Source organism: Allobosea sp. TND4EK4 (assembly GCF_900156025.1).
GTDB lineage: Bacteria > Pseudomonadota > Alphaproteobacteria > Rhizobiales > Beijerinckiaceae > Allobosea.
The window spans coordinates 701,440-718,249 of the sequence record NZ_FTMO01000001.1 but is presented as its reverse complement, the minus strand read 5'-3'; the positions used below and the strand labels follow the sequence as shown (position 1 = coordinate 718,249).

The window sequence follows — 16,810 nt, the reverse complement described above, 5'->3', positions numbered from 1 at the left end:
CTTGGAAGCGGCTCGCCCTCAGCGCACCAGGGCTCACGAAGGACGACAGATGGCGAAAGAAGAACTGCTTGAATTCGACGGGACGGTGGTCGAAGTGCTGCCGGACGGCAATTACCGGGTCAAGCTCGACAACGACCATGTCATTCTGGCTTATGCCGCCGGCAAGATGAAGAAGAACCGCATCCGCACCATCGCGGGTGACCGCGTCATCGTCGAGATGTCGCCCTACGATCTCGATCGTGGCCGCATCAATTTCCGCCAGAAGACGGCGGGTCCCGCGCCGGGCGGTCCGCCGCGCCAGAACTTCCGTCGTCGCTGATCAGGCGATGCGGCTGACGCGCAGCGAACTGCTCTTCATCGCGCTCGGCGCCATGCTGGGCGCAGCCGTGGCCTGGGCCGCGAAATCCGGCCTCGTCGCGCGCGACGGCGCGTTTCCACCGTTCGTGATCGTGCTGCTCGGCCTCGGCCTTGCGGAACTGGCGGCCGGTTACGCCGCCGGCCGCGCGCCCGGCACGCTGGTTGGCATGCCCGGCCGTTTTCTCGCCTTCGTCATCGGCGTCTGCGTCTTCCTGCTCGGCGAGCGCTACCTCTGACGAGCGCGTCATGCTCGGGCTTGGCCCGAGCATCTCTTTCCGAACGAGGCGCCGCTGCCTTCACGTCCCGAGGTTCTCGGGTCTTCGCGTCGCTGCGCCCGAGAATGCTGTCCGGTCGTCAGCAGAATCTGCATACCTCCACCCAAGAAAAAACCCCGGCGCGAGGCCGGGGCGAAGTGGTCTTTTCCGTGGGTATAGGGTCTACATCGAAACTCCTGGGTCATCGTGCGCCCGAACGGGCCGGGTCACGATGATCGATCTGTAAAACCGCTCAATAGCGGGCGCGGGACCAGTATTGCGCACCGGGGCTGACCAGCACCTGGCGCTGACGCGTCTCGTAGACGGCCGGGATCTCTTCCCGCACGACCTCGGTCGGACGCACCATCACCTTGCGCTGGCGCTGCGTGTAGACGGCCGGGACCGTCTGATAATCGACGCTCGCCGGCGACACCTCGACGCGGCGGCTGCGGTAGCCGTATTGCGCCGGCACCTCGACCCAGCAGCCGACCATGTTGCCATAGGCATCGCGACTGACATCCCAGCGGCGGCCGGGGCCGGAGATCATCACCTTCTCCGTGACGGTCTCGTAGACCGGCGAACGGTAATGCGGAATGCGGCGCTCGGGAGCGATCATGACCGTGTCGGTCACGGTCTCGTATTCGGCGGGCACGACGCGATGCTGTGTGCGGCCCGGACGGACCTGCACGGTCTCGTCGATGCTGCCATAGACCGGCGGCGACGTGACGAGATTATAGCAGGCGGAGCCGCGGCAGCCGCCCGCCTGGGCCGCGCCCATTCCTGCGAGCATCGCCGTCGTGAAGATCGAGGCGGCCAACAGCCGCGAAGAACGCGAACCCATCATGTCCAAGCCTTGACCCTGTCGTGCCAGGCGCCGCGCGCCGTGTCGTTGGGGTCAGAAAGCCGGTTTGAAGTGATGAACGCAAGGTAAACGCTAAAACAAGGTAAAATTAACCAAATGGCGCCGGGGTGCCCGCTTTACCCAGATGGCCGCCTCGTCAACGAAATCGCTCGCATTCGAGCGATCAGGTCTGCCCGGGCTTGAGCTGATAGAAGACGTGCTGGCCGATCGTATCCATCTTCTTCAGCCGCTTCGCCCAGCCCGGCCGGACATAGCGCGCGTGGTAATGCGTCGACGCGCCGACTTCGGCAAGATAGGTCGTGCCCTCATAGACCTCGCGCGCGATGCGGACGGCGTCGCGCCAGGGTGCCGGCTCGGTGATGCGCAGCGACTTGCCCTCGCAGGTGAAGGTGAACTGGCAGGAGAGGTAGCGGTTCGAGTTCTGGTAGACGACGCCGCAGATGCTGCTCGGATAGAGCCCGCTCTTGGCCCGGTTCAGCACGACCTGCGCGACGGCCGCCTGGCCCTCGGCCGATTCCGAGCGGGCTTCGAAATAGACCGCTTCGGCGAGGCAGCGCTGCTCGCGCGCCATGTCCTGCGGCGCGATCAGCCCGGTATAGATCTGCCGCTCGCCCGGCAGCGCCAGGCGTAGATCGCGCGAGGCAGGCGCCGACATCGGGGCGATCCGGCCCTCGCCGGGGCGGGCGACATGGCCGGAGAAGGCGGCAGGCGTCGTCTCGGCCATCGCGATGCGCGAGCTGGGCGTGGACGAGTTTCGCTGGACCGCAGCCGGTACCAGAGGCGAGGAGCCGTCGATGCTCTCCAGATGCAGCTCTGCCTGCCGCGCCGAGATGATCTTCGGCTTCAATGAGACGGGGGAGGAATCGGACAGCGCCGGATCGGTGAGGCCCTCGTCGATCGCGTAGGGCTCGAAGCCGGTCGGCGGGCCATCGACCTCGCCGTTGCGAGCGATGTCGGACAGGAAGCCGCCGGAGATCAGCTTCGGCTGCGTGTCGCCGAAAACGACCTGTTCAAGCTCGACGGAAGGATGCCCCGACAGGCCAGGCCTCAGGCTCGGCAGCATGTCGCCCTTGGCCGTGCGGTTCACCTGCGGAAAGCCGCCGGCCGCGCGCTTCAGATCCTCGCGCGGCTGGCGCGGATCGACGACGATGCGTCGCTCCGGATCCTCGAACGAGAGGCGCGTGCGGATGATCGCCGAGCTGAGCGCGAGGCCTGGCAGCCGGAAGGCGCTGGCCGCCACCAGCATCGACGGCCCCTCGGCGAGTTCGGACGCCTGTCCGGGCGCGACGCGGCCAATCTGGCTGGAGGGCAGGCCATTGGGGCCGAAGTTCTGGCCGGCCGAGGCCGTGAAGGAAACCAGCAGACCGGCGGACAAGACCCAGGGCGCCGTTGTCACGGCGGCCCACCGCAGCCCGAGCCGCGACTTGCCACGCCTGTGTCTATGAAGACGCAAATGACTCAAAGCGACGAACCCGTCCCGGCGACACGGAACGAAAGGCCGACTCGCGGAGCGACGCCTTTCGCTCTCTGTTATCTTCACGGTAAGGTTGAGCGGCGGTTAACAGCCCCCGCTGCCATCGCTGCGCGTGATGCCAGGCTTCACAAAAACGCACTGGCTGGCCCATCTGCGGGCGGCTATCGTGTAGCCACACAGTTCCGGAGCGATTCCATGTCGGCCACCCCAGCTCGTCCGGCGCGCGGCTATGCCCCGGAGATCATCGTCGCGGCCGGTTGCCTTGTCGCGCTGATCAGCTTCGGGCCGCGGGCCAGCGCTGGCCTGTTCCAGATCCCGATGACCCTCCAGTTCAATTGGGGGCGCGACATCTTCGGGCTGGCGCTTGCCATCCAGAACCTGCTCTGGGGGCTCGGTGCGCCCTTCGCCGGTGCCATCGCGGACCGATTCGGCACCACCCGCGTGCTCTGCGTCGGCGCGGTGCTCTATGCCGCGGGCCTCGTCGTCATGGCCTATGCGACGACGCCGCTGCAGCTTCATCTCGGCGCGGGCGTGCTGATCGGCTTCGGCCTCTCCGCCTGCTCCTTCAACCTCGTGCTCGCCGCCTTCGGCAAGCTTCTGCCCGATCAATGGCGGCCGATGGCTTTCGGCGCCGGCACGGCGGCCGGCTCCTTCGGCCAGTTTCTCTTTCCGCCGATCGGCAACATCCTGATCGATACGCTGGGCTGGCAGCAGGCGCTGGTGGTCTTCGCGGTGACTCTGCTGCCGATCCTGCCGATCTCGATCATGCTGGCGACGCGCAAGACCGGTGCGGCGGCCGCCGCCACCGCCAGCTTGCCGAACCAGACGATCAGGCAGGCCCTCGGCGAGGCGCTGCGCCATCGCTCCTATGTCCTGCTGGTGCTCGGCTTCTTCACTTGCGGCTTCCAGCTCGCCTTCATCACTGTGCACATGCCGGCTTACCTCAAGGACGCCGGGCTGCCGGCCTGGGTCGGCGGCTGGACGCTCGCGGTGATCGGCCTCGCCAATGCGGTCGGCTCGCTGTCCTCGGGCTGGCTATCGACCCGCATGCCAAAGCGCCATCTGCTGGCCTGGATCTATCTCGGCCGTGCCGTTGCGATCGCAGCCTTCATCCTGCTGCCGCCGAGCCCGCTGACAGCGATCACCTTCGGCGTCGTCATCGGGCTGTTCTGGCTCTCGACCGTGCCGCCGACCTCCTCGCTGGTGATGCTGATGTTCGGCACGAAATACATGGCGATGCTCTACGGCTTCGCCTTCTTCTCGCATCAGGTCGGCGGTTTTCTCGGCGTCTGGCTTGGCGGCATCTTCTACGAGGCGACGGGCAACTACCAGCTCGTCTGGTGGCTCTCCGTGGCATTGGGCGTCGCCTCCGCGCTGATCAACCTGCCGATCGTGGAACGCCCGGTGGACAGGCCGGAGGCGCAGCCGGCCTGATCGGCTAATCCGTCCCCTCGAACAGCGGCCTCAGCCGCGCCAGTTCGCTGCCGCAGAAGTCCATGAAGGCGCGCACGCGCGGGACATGGCGGATGTCGGGATGGGTCAGGACCCACAGGCCCGTCGCGAAATCGGGGTTCGGCGGCGAGAGCCGCGCAAGCCCCGGCCGCTGGTCGGCGATGAAGCAGGGCAGGGGCCCGATGCCGAGCCCCTGTTCCACGGCCTCGGTCAGTCCGAGCACCGCCGAGCTCTTGAGTGCGATCCGCTCCGGAGCGACATGCTCGCGCACGAAGCGCGCCGCCTTCACATGCGAGAGCTGGTCGCCGAGCGCCACCCAGTCGCGCCGGTAGAGCGCCGCCGGGTCCGCCGTTTCCGACTCGTCGAGCCCGTCATCGGCGCGCCCGTAGATGGCCCAGGCCAGCGTCGCCACGCGCCGGCCGACCAGCGTTTCGCCGGGCGAGTCGCTGGCGCGGATGGCGATGTCGGCATCGCGCTTGGAGAGATTGAGCGGCTGGTTGCCGATGACCACGTCGAGCCGGATCGCCGGATGCTGGCGGCGAAAGGCCGAGAAGATCGGCATCAGCACGTTGAGATGCAGCGTGTCGGTGGTGGTGATCCGGATTTCCCCGGCCGGCGCGATGTCGCGGCCCGCGAGCCGGCGGGAGAAGGCAGTGACGTCCTCATCCATGCGGCCGGCGAGCGCCGCCATCTCGGCACCGGCGACGGTGGCGACATAGCCGGTCTTGCGCCGCTCGAAGAGCGGCATGCCGATGATCTCCTCGATCTGCCCGAGTCGGCGAAAGACGGTGGAATGATTGACCGAGAGCGCGGCGGCAGCTCCTGTCAGCCCGTCATGGTCGGCGATCGCCTTGATCAGCCGGAAATCGTCCCAGGCGAGTTTTGCATTCATGAGCGCGGCGTCCTTCCGCGCGCACGCAATCTGAAATCTTGCGCCGATGCAAGTTGGACGGCTGGAAAGCTAGCGAGGCGCCGCCGCCCGTCTCAGCCTGTCGTTGATCGCCTCGCCCAGCCCCTCCTCGGGGATGCGGGCGACCGCGATCGTGGCCCATCCGGCCGTGTCGAGCTGGCGCAGATGGCCGAAGAGATGGCTCGCCGCTTCGCGCAGATCGCCGGTCGGGCTCAGATTGAGCGAGAGGGGATAGGTGTCGTGCTCCGGCCCGAAGCCGAGCCAGGCCTCGCCCTCCCGGGGCGCCTCCGCCTCGAGCCTCACCTTGGCCGCAGGCGCGTAATGGGAGGCGAGCAGGCCAGGCGAAATCGGCGCATGCCCGGCCTCGCCGGCGTTCGCGAGCGGCCGGCCGATGACAGCCTCGATCGCCTCGCGCGGGATGCCTCCCGGCCGCAGCAGGGTCGGGCCGGCGTCGAGACAGGCGACGATCGTCGACTCCACCCCGACCTCGGTCGGGCCGGCGTCGAGCACCGCATCGATACGCCCATCGAGATCGGAGAGCACATGCGCCGCGCTGGTCGCACTGATCCGGCCGGAGCGGTTGGCGGAGGGTGCCGCGATCGGCCGTCCGGCCGCCGCCAACACGGCCCGAGCGGCGGGATGGGCCGGCACCCGCAGCGCGACAGAGGGCAGCCCGGCACGCGCGAGATCGCTGACCGTGCAATCGGGCGCCGCCGGCACGACAAGCGTCAGCGGGCCGGGCCAGAAGGCCTGCGCCAGCGCCAGCGCGTCCGCATCGAACAGGCCCTGCCGGCACGCGGAGGCGAGATCGGGCAGATGCGAGATCAGAGGGTTGAAGCTCGGGCGCTCCTTGGCGGCATAGATGCCCGCGACCGCGGTCCCCGAGGTCGCATCGGCGGCCAGCCCGTAGACGGTCTCCGTCGGGAGCCCGACGAGGCCGCCCGCACGCAGAAGCGACGCAGCCTCGGCAATGCCGGCCGGGTCGGCGATCAGCCGCTTCGTCTGGCGGGATAGGTTCACGCGCGATTGACCCGCTATTGTTTACATATAAACTAACGCTGGGAGACGGCCCCACGACGAAAGGTCGCCATCGATGCGCATGGCAGTGGGGATAGTTCCTCGCTACCATCGCGGCAACGGCAAAATCCGGCTCGCATCGCCCTTCGGGACGCGCGGGCGGTAGGGAGACGATCATGAACTATCACGCTCCGGTTTCCGAGATGCTGGCGACGATGCGCCATGTCGCCGGCCTCGACGCGCTGATCGCCGAGGGTCTGGCCCCGGAACTGGAGGGCGGCATCGCGGAGGCCGTTCTCGACGAAGCCTCGAAATTCGCGACGGACGTGATCGCGCCGCTGAACCGCGTCGGCGATGCGCATGGCTCGAAGCTTCAGAACGGCGCCGTCACCACCCCGCCGGGCTGGAAGGAAGCCTACAAGGCCTGGGCCGAGGCGGGCTGGAATGCCTTGCCGGCGCCCGAGGCCTATGGCGGCCAAGGGCTGCCAACCCTGCTGCAATCGGCCTGCATCGAGATGTGGAACTCGGCGGCCTTCGCCTTCGCGCTCGGCCCCCTGCTGACGGTCGGTGCGATCGAGGCGCTGTATGCCCATGGTTCGGACCATCTGAAGGAAACCTATCTCACCAAGCTCGTCTCCGGCGAATGGATGGGCACGATGAACCTTACCGAGCCGCAGGCGGGCTCGGACCTCAACGCGCTGCGCTCCAGGGCCGAGCGCCAGCCGGACGGCACCTACCGCATCACCGGCCAGAAGATCTTCATCACCTATGGCGAGCACGACCTGACGGAGAACATCGTCCACCTCGTGCTGGCGCGCCTGCCCGATGCGCCTCCCGGCACGCGCGGCATCTCGCTCTTCCTCGTGCCGAAATATCTGGTGAACGCAGACGGCTCGCTGGGCGAGCATAACGACCTGCGCTGCTCGGGGCTGGAGCACAAGCTCGGCATCCACGCCTCGCCGACATGCTCCATGGCCTTCGGCGACAAGGGCGGGGCCATCGGCTGGCTGATCGGCGAGGAGAATCGCGGTCTCGCCTGCATGTTCACGATGATGAACAATGCCCGCCTCAATGTTGCGCTGCAGGGCGTCGCGATTGCCGAGCGCGCCTATCAGCAGGCGCTTGATTTCGCCCGCGAGCGCAAGCAGGGCGCGGCGCTGGACGCGCCGAAAGGCGCTCCGATGAGCCCGATCATCGTCCATCCCGATGTGCGCCGCATGCTGATGGACATGCGCGCCAAGACGCAAGCCGCGCGCGCGATCTGCTACCGTGTCGCCGCCGAACTCGACCGCTCGCACCGCGAGACCGACGAGGGCAAGCGCAAGGCCGCCGCCGAGCGCGCCGCCATCCTGATCCCCGTCGCCAAGGCCTACGCCACCGATATCGGCATCGATGTCGCCTCCACCGGCATACAGGTCCATGGCGGCATGGGTTTCGTCGAGGAGACTGGCGCCGCCCAGCATCTGCGCGATGCCCGGATCGCCGCGATCTACGAAGGCACCAATGGCATTCAGGCGATCGACCTCGTCACCCGCAAGCTGCCGCTTTCCGGCGGCGAGGCGGTCAAGGCTTTGATCGCCGAGATGCGCGATGTCGTCACGCAGGTCGAGCGCGCCAACACGCCGGGCTTCGGCCATGGCGCCAAGCGGCTCGGCGCCGCGGTCGATGCGCTGGAACGTGCCACCGACTGGATGCTGGCGACGCTGGGCTCCAGCCAGGTCGATGCGCTGGCCGGCGCCACGCCCTACCTCAAGCTGTTCGGGCTGGCGCAGGGCGGCACCGGACTGGCGAAGAAGGCGCTCGCGACGCGCTCCGAGCCGGACAGCGCGGCCGATCTCGCCACGGCCCGCTTTTTTGCAGAATGTGTCGCCACCGAGGCGCCGGCCCTTGAGCTGGCGGTGACGGAGGGCTCCGGCGCCATCGCCGACGCGGCTGCGGTCTTCGCGGCGTGAACGACCCGTCATTGCGAGAAGCAAGGCGACGAGGCAATCCAGGGGCAGCCGGACTCTGCGTCCTCCTGGATTGCCTCGCTGACACTCGCGATGACGACAGGGCGAAGCCTTCAACCCGGTTTGCGCGCCCGGATATGCAGGAACAGGGGCGCGATATGAGTGTCCGCGAGATAAGGCTGCGCCTCGGCCGTCGCCGCATCGACGCGCGGCTCGCCCATATGCTCGATGCTAAGACCCGCCGCGACGATCAGCGCCACCCATTCGCTCAGCGTGCGGTGGAAGCGCGGCACGCGGAAGGGCTGGGCGCTGGCCTTGACCTCGGCCGGGGCTGCGCCGAAGCGCCAGGTTTCGATCTCCCCGTCGACGCCGTCGAAATAGCGGCCGACCTCGATGGCGCGGATCGTGCCGTCCTCCTCGCGCAGCACCTTGCGGTAGGGCGGCGCGAAGCAGGGATGCAGGATCGAGAATTGCAGGAAGCCGCCCGGCTTCAGCACCCGCGCGGCTTCCGCCAGCGCCCGGTCCTGATGCGGCATGTCCATCAGCGACATGAAGGCCGTGGCGAAGTCGAAGCTCTCATCGGGGAAGGGAAGCGCCGCACCGTCCCCTTGCCGGTAGATGATGCCGAGTGGCTTCTCGACCTCTGCCTCGCAGGCATGGCGGATGAAGGTCGGCGCGATGTCGACGGCGGTCATCTTCGCGCCGGACTCGGCGAGCTTGCGGGTATTGCCGCCCTCGCCGCAGCCGATGTCGAGGCCGCGCAGGCCCGAGATCGGCGGAAGGTTCGCAAAGAACACCGGCGTGTTGAGGGCGTCGCGATAGAGGTCGTAGCCGGCGCGCGCATGCCGCGTCCAGGTTTCGGCATTGCCCTCCCAGCAGGCGGCGGCGGTGCTGTCCATGGAACTGCTCCTGTTCGAGGGGAGGGGCGGTATAAAGAGGCGAGCCAGCATTGGCTAGACGGCCCGTTGCCAGCCGACCCGTTCGGGACGGCGCCCCGATGACGCCCGCCCTCCCGCTTGCCAACCGCATCTGCCTCGTCGCCGGCGCCTCGCGTGGCGTCGGACGCGGCGTCGCCAGAGCTTTGGGGGATGCGGGAGCGACCGTGATCGTCACCGGCCGCTCCAGCGAGGCGGGACCGCATACCGACCAGCGGCCCGAAACCTTCGAGGATGCGGCCCGTGAGGTCGAGGCGGCCGGCGGCAAAGGCCATCCCTATCGCTGCGACCACACCAGCGAGCGCGAGGTCGACGGGCTCGTCTCCTGGGCGCTGCGGCGCTTCGGCCGGCTCGATTGCGTGGTCGATGCGGTCTGGGGCGGGAATGAGGGCTATGACGGGGAGCGCTATCCGGACGGATCGGCCTATGGCACGCCCTTCTGGCGCCGCCCGGCGGCGCGGCTCGGCCAGAGCCTGGAGGCCGGCGTCTATGCGCAGTTGCTGCTGGCCCGGGCCGTCGCGCCGGCCATGGTGCAGATGCGCGCCGGGCTGATCGTGACCATCAGCTTCGACACGGCCGCCGGATATCTCGGCGACGTGTTCTACGATCTCGCCAAGGCGGCGACGAACCGGCTGAGCTTCGCGATGGCGCAGGAACTCGCTCCCTTCGGCGTCACCGCGCTCGGCCTCTCGCCCGGCCACGTCCTCACTGAGCGGGTGCGCGATGCCGGTCTTGCGGCCGACACCACCGAAACCCCGCTTTATGCGGGCCGCGCCGTCGCTGCGCTCGCGGCCGATCCGGAGGTCGCGCGCCATGCAGGCCAGGTGCTGCATGTGGCCGATCTGGCGCGGCTCTACGGCTTCACCGACCGGGACGGCTCGCAGCCCGGCCGCTACATCATCAACGAAAGAAAGGGAGGCGGCGATGTCGCTCAAGGGTAAGACGCTCTTCATCACCGGCGGCTCGCGCGGCATCGGCCTCGCCATCGCGCTCCGCGCCGCCAGGGACGGCGCCAACGTCACCATCGCGGCCAAGACGGCCGAGCCGCATCCCAAGCTCCCCGGCACGATCTACACCTCCGCCGCCGAGATCGAAGCCGCGGGCGGCAAATGCCTGCCGCTGATGGTCGATGTTCGCGACGAACAGAGCGTCGCCGAGGCGATCGCCAAGACCGCCGAGACCTTCGGCGGCATCGACATTGTCGTGAACAACGCCAGCGCGATCCAGCTCAGCAATACGCAGACCACCGACATGAAGCGCTTCGATCTGATGCATCAGATCAACACCCGAGGCACCTTCATGGTCTCGAAATACGCCATTCCGCATCTGGAGAAGGCGCAAAATCCGCATATCCTGATGCTCTCGCCGCCGCTCGACATGAAGACGCAGTGGTTCGCGCCGCATCTGGCCTACTCCATCGCCAAATACGGGATGAGCCTGTGCGTGCTGGGCCTGGCCGGCGAGCTGGCATCCAAGGGCATTGCCGTCAACGCGCTCTGGCCGCGCACGACCATCGCCACGGCGGCCGTCCAGAACCTGCTCGGCGGCGACAAGATGGTGCAGGCGAGCCGGACCCCCGAGATCCTCGCCGACGCGGCGCATATGATCTTCTGCAAGCCTTCGCGCGAATTCTCCGGCAACTTCCTGATCGACGACAGCTTCATGGCCGGGGAGGGCGTGACGGATTTCACCCCCTACCGGGTCGACCCGTCGGTGCCGCTGATGCCGGACTTCTTCGTACCCGCCGATTCCAAGCCGCCGCAGGGCGTGAAGGGCGGGGTTTGAGCGCCGTCGCCTGAGCCGTCGTTGCGAGCGTGGCGAAGCAATCCAGGTCAGGTAGAATCTGCCCCTGCGGGATTGCTTCGTCGCTTCGCTCCTCGCAATGACGGGGAGCGAGCCACTTCAAACGTCTCCGTTTGACATCGTTGGCCGAACCGGTCTCCTGCGCTGCCCGCCCGCTGCCCAGCGAGATTCGCCCCGATGCTGACGATCCACCGCATCTGCCCGGACACGGGTGACAAGCTGCGTCCGGCGAAGCCGGCGGCAACCAACGAGCCCTTCCCGAGCGATGCGGTCTGGATCGATCTGCTGAACCCGACACCCGCCGAGGACAAGGCGCTCGAGGCCCATCTCGGCATCTCGATTCCGACGCGCGAGGAGATGCACGATCTCGAGCCCTCCGAGATCATCTACACCGAGAACGGCGCGCACTACATGACGGCGCGCGTCATCTGCCAGTCGGACAGCGTCGTCCCGAGGCTGGCCGATGTCACCTTCATTCTCACCGAGAAGGCGCTGGTCACCGTCCGCTACGACGAGCCCGGGGCCTTCGCCATCTTCCTCAACCGCGCCGCCAAGCCGGGCGGCTGCGGCAGTCAGCCTGAAGCGGTGCTCGATGGGCTGATCGAGGCCATCGTCGACCGCGCCGCCGAGGTTCTGCGCGGCGTCGGCGACAAGATCGACATGGCCTCGCGCCGGATCTTCGCCGGCCGTGCCAAGGATGTGGAGCAGGGTGGCGCCTATCAGGCCGTCATCCAGCAGATCGGCCAGCACGAGCACATCATCTCGAACGTCCGCGAGAGCATGGTCTCGGTCGAGCGCGTCCTGCTCTTTCTCTCGACCACCTATACCCGTCCGAAGAAGGCGCAGGCGGCCTTCGCCGGCGAATGGCGCTCGGCCGTGCGCGACGTGCAGGCCATCGAGGAGCATGCCACCTTCCTCTCCAACAAGCTGCAATTCATGCTCGACGCCACGCTCGGGCTCGTCTCGATCGAGCAGAACAAGATCATCAAGCTGTTCTCGGTCGTCTCCGTGGCATTGATGCCGCCGACCTTGATCGCCTCGATCTATGGCATGAACTTCAAGGCGATGCCGGAGTTGGAGTGGCGGTGGGGTTATCCGCTGGCGCTGGCATCGATGGTGGTGTTTGCGGTGCTGCCCTACATGTTCTTCCGCTGGAAGAAATGGCTCTGAGGCGCAGCGGGGCTGCTGCCGGAAAGTGGCACGCCTGACATGACGACGCCCCAGCTTCTATCCGTCTCGCTGGTGATGGCGATGATGGCGGCCTTTCTGTGGGGAAGGCTCCGTTACGACATCGTCGCGATGATCGCGCTGCTGGCCGGTGTGGTGCTCGGCATCGTGCCGGGCAAGGACGCCTTCTCGGGATTTTCGGACGATATCGTCATCATCGTCGGCAGCGCGCTCGTGCTGAGCTCGGCCGTGGCGCGCTCGCGCGTCATCGAGCGCCTCGTGGCCAAGGTGATGCCGCAGCGCGCTTCGACGCAGATGCAGGTGGCCATGCTGGTCGTCATCGTCGCGGTGATGTCGGCGATCATCAAGAACATCGGGGCGCTGGCGATGATGCTGCCCATCGCCTACCAGCTCGCGCGCAAGGGCGGAAAATCCCCCTCCGTCTTTCTGATGCCGATGGCGTTTGCCTCCCTGCTCGGCGGCATCGTCACTCTGGTCGGCACCTCGCCGAACGTGATCGTCGCCCGCGTCAGGTCCGAGCTGGGCGGTCAGCCCTTCTCGATGTTCGATTTCACCCCGGTGGGGATCGTCGTCGCGCTCGCCGGCTGCGCCTTCCTGGCGGTCGGCTACCGGCTTTTGCCCAAGAATCGCAAGGGCGCGGTCTCGGTCGACCAGGCGATCGATATCAAGGACTACATCACCGAGGCCGAAGTCGGAGCGGCATCGGCGCTCGTCGGCAAGACCGTCGCCGATCTGAAGGCGCTCGGCGGCGGCGATGTCGAGATCGTCGCGATCCTGCGGGACAAGCGTCGCCTCCAGGCGCCGCTGCCTGATGCCGCTCTCAAGCCGGGCGACACCTTGCTGCTGCGTGGCGAGGCGGACGTGCTGGAGCGCGTCGTCGCCGAGGGCAGGCTCGATCTCGACGGATCCCATCGCCCGACGCAGAAGGACGATGCACTCGACCCCGATCTCGTCAGCGAGGCCATTGTCGGCCCCAATTCGGTACTGATCGGCCAATCGGCGGGCGATCTCGGGCTCCATGCCCGGTTCGGAGTGAATCTGATCGCGATCAGCCGCTCCGGCGAGCGCTTCTCGCAGCGCCTGCGGGACATCCGCATCCGAGCCGGGGACATCGTCGTCATCCAGGGCGACGAGAAGCTTCTGCCAGAGAAGCTTGGCGAGCTCGCGCTGCTGCCGCTGGCCGAACGAGCCGTCTCGCTGGGTTCGACGCGGCGCGCATTGATCACGGTGGCCATCGTGCTTGCGGCCGTCGTCACGCTCGCGGCCGGCCTCGCCCCGGTCCCGCTGGTATTCTTTGCTGCGGCTGTCGCGCTGATCACCTTCCGCTGCGTGCCGCTGCGCGAGGCCTATTCCAGCATCGACGCCCCGATCCTGCTGATGCTGGCAGCCTTGATCCCGGTAAGCGATTCCCTGCGCTCGACCGGCGCGACCGATGTCTTCGCCGCCTGGCTCGCGCAGGTCGGGGCCGGGTTGCCTGGCTGGGCGTCCGTCGCGCTGATGATGGCGGCGGCGATGGCCGTCACGCCCTTTCTCAACAACGCTGCGACCGTCCTGGTCATGGCGCCCATCGGGGCGGGCTTCGCCACCAATCTCGGCTACAATCCCGACGCCTTCCTGATGGCGGTCGCACTCGGCGCGGCGAGCGATTTCCTCACGCCCATCGGCCACCAGTGCAACACCCTGGTGATGGGGCCGGGCGGCTATCGCTTCAGCGACTACCCGCGCCTCGGGGCGCCTCTCTCGCTGCTCGTGCTGCTGGTGGCGGTGCCGATGATCCTGCTTGTCTGGCCGCTGCGCTAGAGCGGAGAATAATCACCTCCAGGGGGCCCCCTGCGGGGAACGATACGGCTGCTCGTGCCGTTGAAAACGAAACCCTCGACCTTTGCGCCGAGAGGCCGCCGATGCCTATATAAACAGCAGGTTCGTGCCGGCTGCCGAGATGCGCCGGCCGCTTCAAAGAGAATGTCCCCATGACCACCACAACGGCCCCCGCCGGCGCGGCTCCCGCCCGGAAGCCCTTCTATTCCAGCTTCGGTTTCCAGGTTCTGGCGGCGATGGTCCTCGGCCTCGCGCTCGGCTGGGTCGCGCGCAACATCGGCCCCGACGCGGCCGGCCAGCCCAACTGGCTGGCGACGGCGCTCGCGACCATTGGCTCGATCTTCGTCCAGCTCTTGCAGGCGCTGGTGCCGCCGCTGATCTTCACCGCCATCGTCGCCTCGATCAGCAATCTGCGCCAGCTCTCCAATGCCGCGGCGCTGGTCTGGCAGACGCTACTCTGGTTCGCGATCACGGCCTTCGTGGCGGTGCTGATCGGCATCGCGCTCGGCCTGCTGATCCAGCCCGGGCTGCATGCGGGCGTGACGGAGTCGAGCGCGCGGGCGCCCGCCTATGTCGGCTCCTGGCTGGACTTCCTGAAGGGGCTCGTCCCGGCCAACATGTTCGGCCTGCAGGCGACGACGCGGGTCGATGGCGGCGCCGCCACCACGCGGCTCGGCTTCAACGTGCTGCAACTGCTCGTGATCTCGATCGTCGTCGGCGTCGCCGCGCTCAAGGTCGGAGACAAGGCGACGCCCTTCCTCGCGCTGAACGAGTCATTCCTCGCCATCGTCCGCAAGGTGCTGTGGTGGGTCATCCGCCTGACGCCGATCGGCACGGTCGGCCTGCTTGGCAATGCGGTGGCGCAGTATGGCTGGCAGACGCTGCAGCAGCTCTCCTGGTACGCGATCGCCATCTATATCGGGCTCGCCATCGTGCTGCTGGTGGTCTACCCGGCGCTGCTGCTGCTGCATGGCCTGTCGCCGATGCGTTTCTTCGCGGGCGCCTGGCCGGCTATCCAGCTCGGCTTCGTCTCGCGCTCCTCGATCGGCACCCTGCCGGTGACCGAGGCCGTCACCGAAAAGAGCCTCGGCGTGCCGCGCGAATACGCCGCCTTCGCCGTTCCGCTTGGCGCGACCACCAAGATGGATGGCTGCGCGGCCATCTATCCGGCGATCTCGGCGATCTTCGTCGCGCAGTTCTACGGCGTGCCGCTCGGTATCCAGGAATATGTCCTGATCGCCTTCGTCTCGGTCATCGGTTCGGCCGCGACGACCGGCCTGACCGGCGCCACGGTGATGCTGACGCTGACGCTGTCGACGCTCGGCCTGCCGCTGGCCGGCGTCGGCCTGTTGCTCGCGATCGACCCGATCCTCGACATGGGCCGCACGGCGGTGAATGTCGCCGGACAGGCGCTGATCCCGACCATCGTCGCCAAGCGCCGCGGCCTGCTCGACCAGGCGCAATATGACCGTGCCGGCGATATCGAGGTGATCGATGGAGCGGCGAAGGCGGCCTGAGGTTGAAACCGGCGTCATGCTCGGGCTTGACCCGAGCATCTTTCGGCGACGGAGGCTCTCGCGCCGCGCTTCAGCGGGATTCTCGGGTCAAGTTCGAGAATGACGAGCGGTCACCATCGCCTGGCGCTCAACCCATCACCCTCGTCGCAATCTGCTGGAGCGTGGCATCGTCCCGCTCCAGCCAGCCCGGCACCGGCAGGTTCTTCGAGCGCAGGAAGTCCGGGTTGAACAGCTTGGACTGGTACCGCGTGCCGTAGTCGCAGAGAATGGTCACGATGGTGTGGCCGGGCCCCAGCTGCTTCGCCAGTCGGATCGCGCCGGCCACGTTCACGCCCGAGGAGCCGCCGAGGCACAGGCCTTCATGTTCCAGCAGGTCGAAGACGACCTCCACGGCTTCCGCATCAGGAATCCGGAAGGCGGCGCCGACACTCAGGCCTTCGAGATTGGCGGTGATCCGGCCCTGGCCGATGCCCTCGGTGATCGACGAACCTTCGGATTTCAGCACGCCCTCGGTGTAGAAGGAATAGAGCGCCGCGCCCATCGGATCGGCCAGCCCGATCGTCACCTTGGGATTGCGCGCCTTCAGCGCCATGGCGACGCCGGCGAGCGTACCGCCCGAGCCCACAGCGCAGATGAAGCCGTCGACCTTGCCCTCCGTCTGCTCCCAGATCTCGGGTCCGGTCGTCTCGATATGGCCCTGTCGGTTCGCGGTGTTGTCGAACTGGTTGGCCCAGATGGCGCCGTTCGGCTCGGTCTTCGCCAAGGCCTCGGCCAGGCGGCCTGAGACCTTCACGTAATTGTTCGGGTTGGCATAAGGGGCCGGCGGCACCTCGACCAGCGTCGCGCCGGCGAGCCGCAGCATGTCCTTCTTCTCCTGGCTCTGCGTGTTCGGGATCACGATCACGCAGCGATAGCCCAGCGCATTGCCGACGAGCGCCAGCCCGATGCCGGTATTGCCCGCCGTGCCCTCGACGATGACGCCGCCGGGCTTGAGCAGCCCCTTCGCCTCGGCGTCGCGGATGATGGCGAGCGCGGCGCGGTCCTTCACCGACTGGCCGGGGTTCATGAATTCGGCCTTGCCGAGGATGGTGCAGCCCGTCGCTTCCGAAGCCTGCTTCAACTTGATCAGCGGCGTATGGCCGATTGCGTCGACGACGCCGTCCCTGATGCCGTGTGCCTGGCGGATGGTCATGTCCGGATTTCCCAATGTCTCCTCAACCTGATAGGCGAAAGCCTCGCCGAGATCATCACGCAAGCGGGCCGAAGCCCGAGTT

Annotated in this window: 15 protein-coding genes and 1 riboswitch; of the genes, 9 read left to right on the top strand and 6 right to left on the bottom strand. The window is 67.5% G+C overall.

Annotated elements, in window-relative coordinates; translation table 11 throughout:
* Nucleotides 1-49: 49 nt before the first annotated feature.
* Together infA and BW981_RS03480 are read left to right on the top strand one after the other, a co-directional pair.
* A complete protein-coding gene (infA, locus tag BW981_RS03485) occupies nt 50-319 on the top strand; it encodes a translation initiation factor IF-1 (protein WP_047578165.1) in 270 nt (89 codons plus the stop codon).
* 7 nt (nt 320-326) lie between these two features.
* Nucleotides 327-593 carry a hypothetical protein gene (locus BW981_RS03480; protein WP_076436222.1) on the top strand — a complete coding sequence of 89 codons (267 nt, stop codon included), beginning with the start codon at nt 327-329 and terminating at the stop codon, nt 591-593.
* Between the two features lie 271 nt (nt 594-864).
* Here BW981_RS03480 and BW981_RS03475 read toward each other — a convergent pair whose 3' ends face one another.
* Both BW981_RS03475 and BW981_RS03470 read right to left on the bottom strand, forming a co-directional pair.
* The gene (locus BW981_RS03475; protein WP_210188640.1) at nt 865-1,452 is read right to left on the bottom strand and encodes a hypothetical protein; all 588 of its coding nucleotides are present in this window, start codon (nt 1,450-1,452) and stop codon (nt 865-867) included.
* A gap of 184 nt (nt 1,453-1,636) precedes the next feature.
* On the bottom strand, nt 1,637-2,848 hold the full coding sequence (locus BW981_RS03470) for a cell wall hydrolase (RefSeq protein ID WP_244560200.1): 1,212 nt from the start codon (nt 2,846-2,848) through the stop codon (nt 1,637-1,639).
* Between the two features lie 294 nt (nt 2,849-3,142).
* Here BW981_RS03470 and BW981_RS03465 point away from each other — a divergent pair, with 294 nt between their 5' ends.
* Nucleotides 3,143-4,381 carry an MFS transporter gene (locus BW981_RS03465; RefSeq protein ID WP_076436217.1) on the top strand — a complete coding sequence of 413 codons (1,239 nt, stop codon included), beginning with the start codon at nt 3,143-3,145 and terminating at the stop codon, nt 4,379-4,381.
* 4 nt (nt 4,382-4,385) lie between these two features.
* Here the strand turns inward: BW981_RS03465 and BW981_RS03460 are convergent, their stop codons facing one another.
* Entirely contained in the window at nt 4,386-5,291 is a 906-nt protein-coding gene (locus BW981_RS03460; protein WP_076436215.1) for a LysR family transcriptional regulator, read from the bottom strand.
* A gap of 69 nt (nt 5,292-5,360) precedes the next feature.
* Nucleotides 5,361-6,329, bottom strand: coding sequence for an L-threonylcarbamoyladenylate synthase (locus BW981_RS03455; protein ID WP_076436213.1), 969 nt, complete (start codon nt 6,327-6,329; stop codon nt 5,361-5,363).
* Between the two features lie 173 nt (nt 6,330-6,502).
* On the opposite strand from BW981_RS03455, the gene BW981_RS03450 reads away from it, so the two are divergent.
* The gene (locus tag BW981_RS03450; RefSeq protein WP_076436211.1) at nt 6,503-8,278 is read left to right on the top strand and encodes an acyl-CoA dehydrogenase; all 1,776 of its coding nucleotides are present in this window, start codon (nt 6,503-6,505) and stop codon (nt 8,276-8,278) included.
* A 110-nt stretch (nt 8,279-8,388) separates the two neighbouring features.
* On the opposite strand, the gene BW981_RS03445 is transcribed toward BW981_RS03450, so the two are convergent.
* Nucleotides 8,389-9,174 carry a class I SAM-dependent methyltransferase gene (locus tag BW981_RS03445; RefSeq protein ID WP_076436209.1) on the bottom strand — a complete coding sequence of 262 codons (786 nt, stop codon included), beginning with the start codon at nt 9,172-9,174 and terminating at the stop codon, nt 8,389-8,391.
* A 98-nt stretch (nt 9,175-9,272) separates the two neighbouring features.
* Here BW981_RS03445 and BW981_RS03440 point away from each other — a divergent pair, with 98 nt between their 5' ends.
* The 5 genes from BW981_RS03440 (at nt 9,273) to BW981_RS03420 (ending at nt 15,536) form a co-directional block, all read left to right on the top strand.
* Nucleotides 9,273-10,151, top strand: coding sequence for an SDR family NAD(P)-dependent oxidoreductase (locus BW981_RS03440; protein WP_076436208.1), 879 nt, complete (start codon nt 9,273-9,275; stop codon nt 10,149-10,151).
* Nucleotides 10,135-10,995 carry an SDR family oxidoreductase gene (locus BW981_RS03435; RefSeq protein ID WP_076436206.1) on the top strand — a complete coding sequence of 287 codons (861 nt, stop codon included), beginning with the start codon at nt 10,135-10,137 and terminating at the stop codon, nt 10,993-10,995. The genes BW981_RS03440 and BW981_RS03435 overlap by 17 nt, the downstream gene beginning before the upstream one ends.
* A riboswitch (S-adenosyl-L-homocysteine riboswitch) is annotated at nt 10,987-11,095 on the bottom strand. (Overlaps the previous gene by 9 nt.)
* 95 nt (nt 11,096-11,190) lie before the next feature.
* Nucleotides 11,191-12,183, top strand: coding sequence for a magnesium transporter CorA family protein (locus tag BW981_RS03430; protein ID WP_076436204.1), 993 nt, complete (start codon nt 11,191-11,193; stop codon nt 12,181-12,183).
* Between the two features lie 39 nt (nt 12,184-12,222).
* Nucleotides 12,223-14,001, top strand: a complete 1,779-nt coding sequence (locus tag BW981_RS03425; RefSeq protein ID WP_076436203.1) for an SLC13 family permease — start codon at nt 12,223-12,225, stop codon at nt 13,999-14,001.
* A gap of 170 nt (nt 14,002-14,171) precedes the next feature.
* The gene (locus BW981_RS03420) at nt 14,172-15,536 is read left to right on the top strand and encodes a dicarboxylate/amino acid:cation symporter (protein WP_076436201.1); all 1,365 of its coding nucleotides are present in this window, start codon (nt 14,172-14,174) and stop codon (nt 15,534-15,536) included.
* 127 nt (nt 15,537-15,663) lie between these two features.
* Here BW981_RS03420 and BW981_RS03415 read toward each other — a convergent pair whose 3' ends face one another.
* Nucleotides 15,664-16,728 carry a cysteine synthase A gene (locus BW981_RS03415; protein ID WP_076436801.1) on the bottom strand — a complete coding sequence of 355 codons (1,065 nt, stop codon included), beginning with the start codon at nt 16,726-16,728 and terminating at the stop codon, nt 15,664-15,666.
* Nucleotides 16,729-16,810: the final 82 nt, after the last annotated feature.

Bases quoted from the DNA above. Each gene is read 5' to 3' on its own strand.
- infA (WP_047578165.1), top strand. From the start codon at position 50: ATGGCGAAAGAAGAACTGCTTGAATTCGACGGGACGGTGGTCGAAGTG.
- BW981_RS03480 (WP_076436222.1), top strand. From the start codon at position 327: ATGCGGCTGACGCGCAGCGAACTGCTCTTCATCGCGCTCGGCGCCATG.
- BW981_RS03475 (WP_210188640.1), bottom strand. From the start codon at position 1,452: ATGGGTTCGCGTTCTTCGCGGCTGTTGGCCGCCTCGATCTTCACGACG.
- BW981_RS03465 (WP_076436217.1), top strand. From the start codon at position 3,143: ATGTCGGCCACCCCAGCTCGTCCGGCGCGCGGCTATGCCCCGGAGATC.
- BW981_RS03460 (WP_076436215.1), bottom strand. From the start codon at position 5,291: ATGAATGCAAAACTCGCCTGGGACGATTTCCGGCTGATCAAGGCGATC.
- BW981_RS03450 (WP_076436211.1), top strand. From the start codon at position 6,503: ATGAACTATCACGCTCCGGTTTCCGAGATGCTGGCGACGATGCGCCAT.
- BW981_RS03445 (WP_076436209.1), bottom strand. From the start codon at position 9,174: ATGGACAGCACCGCCGCCGCCTGCTGGGAGGGCAATGCCGAAACCTGG.
- BW981_RS03440 (WP_076436208.1), top strand. From the start codon at position 9,273: ATGACGCCCGCCCTCCCGCTTGCCAACCGCATCTGCCTCGTCGCCGGC.
- BW981_RS03435 (WP_076436206.1), top strand. From the start codon at position 10,135: ATGTCGCTCAAGGGTAAGACGCTCTTCATCACCGGCGGCTCGCGCGGC.
- BW981_RS03430 (WP_076436204.1), top strand. From the start codon at position 11,191: ATGCTGACGATCCACCGCATCTGCCCGGACACGGGTGACAAGCTGCGT.
- BW981_RS03425 (WP_076436203.1), top strand. From the start codon at position 12,223: ATGACGACGCCCCAGCTTCTATCCGTCTCGCTGGTGATGGCGATGATG.
- BW981_RS03420 (WP_076436201.1), top strand. From the start codon at position 14,172: ATGACCACCACAACGGCCCCCGCCGGCGCGGCTCCCGCCCGGAAGCCC.
- BW981_RS03415 (WP_076436801.1), bottom strand. From the start codon at position 16,728: ATGACCATCCGCCAGGCACACGGCATCAGGGACGGCGTCGTCGACGCA.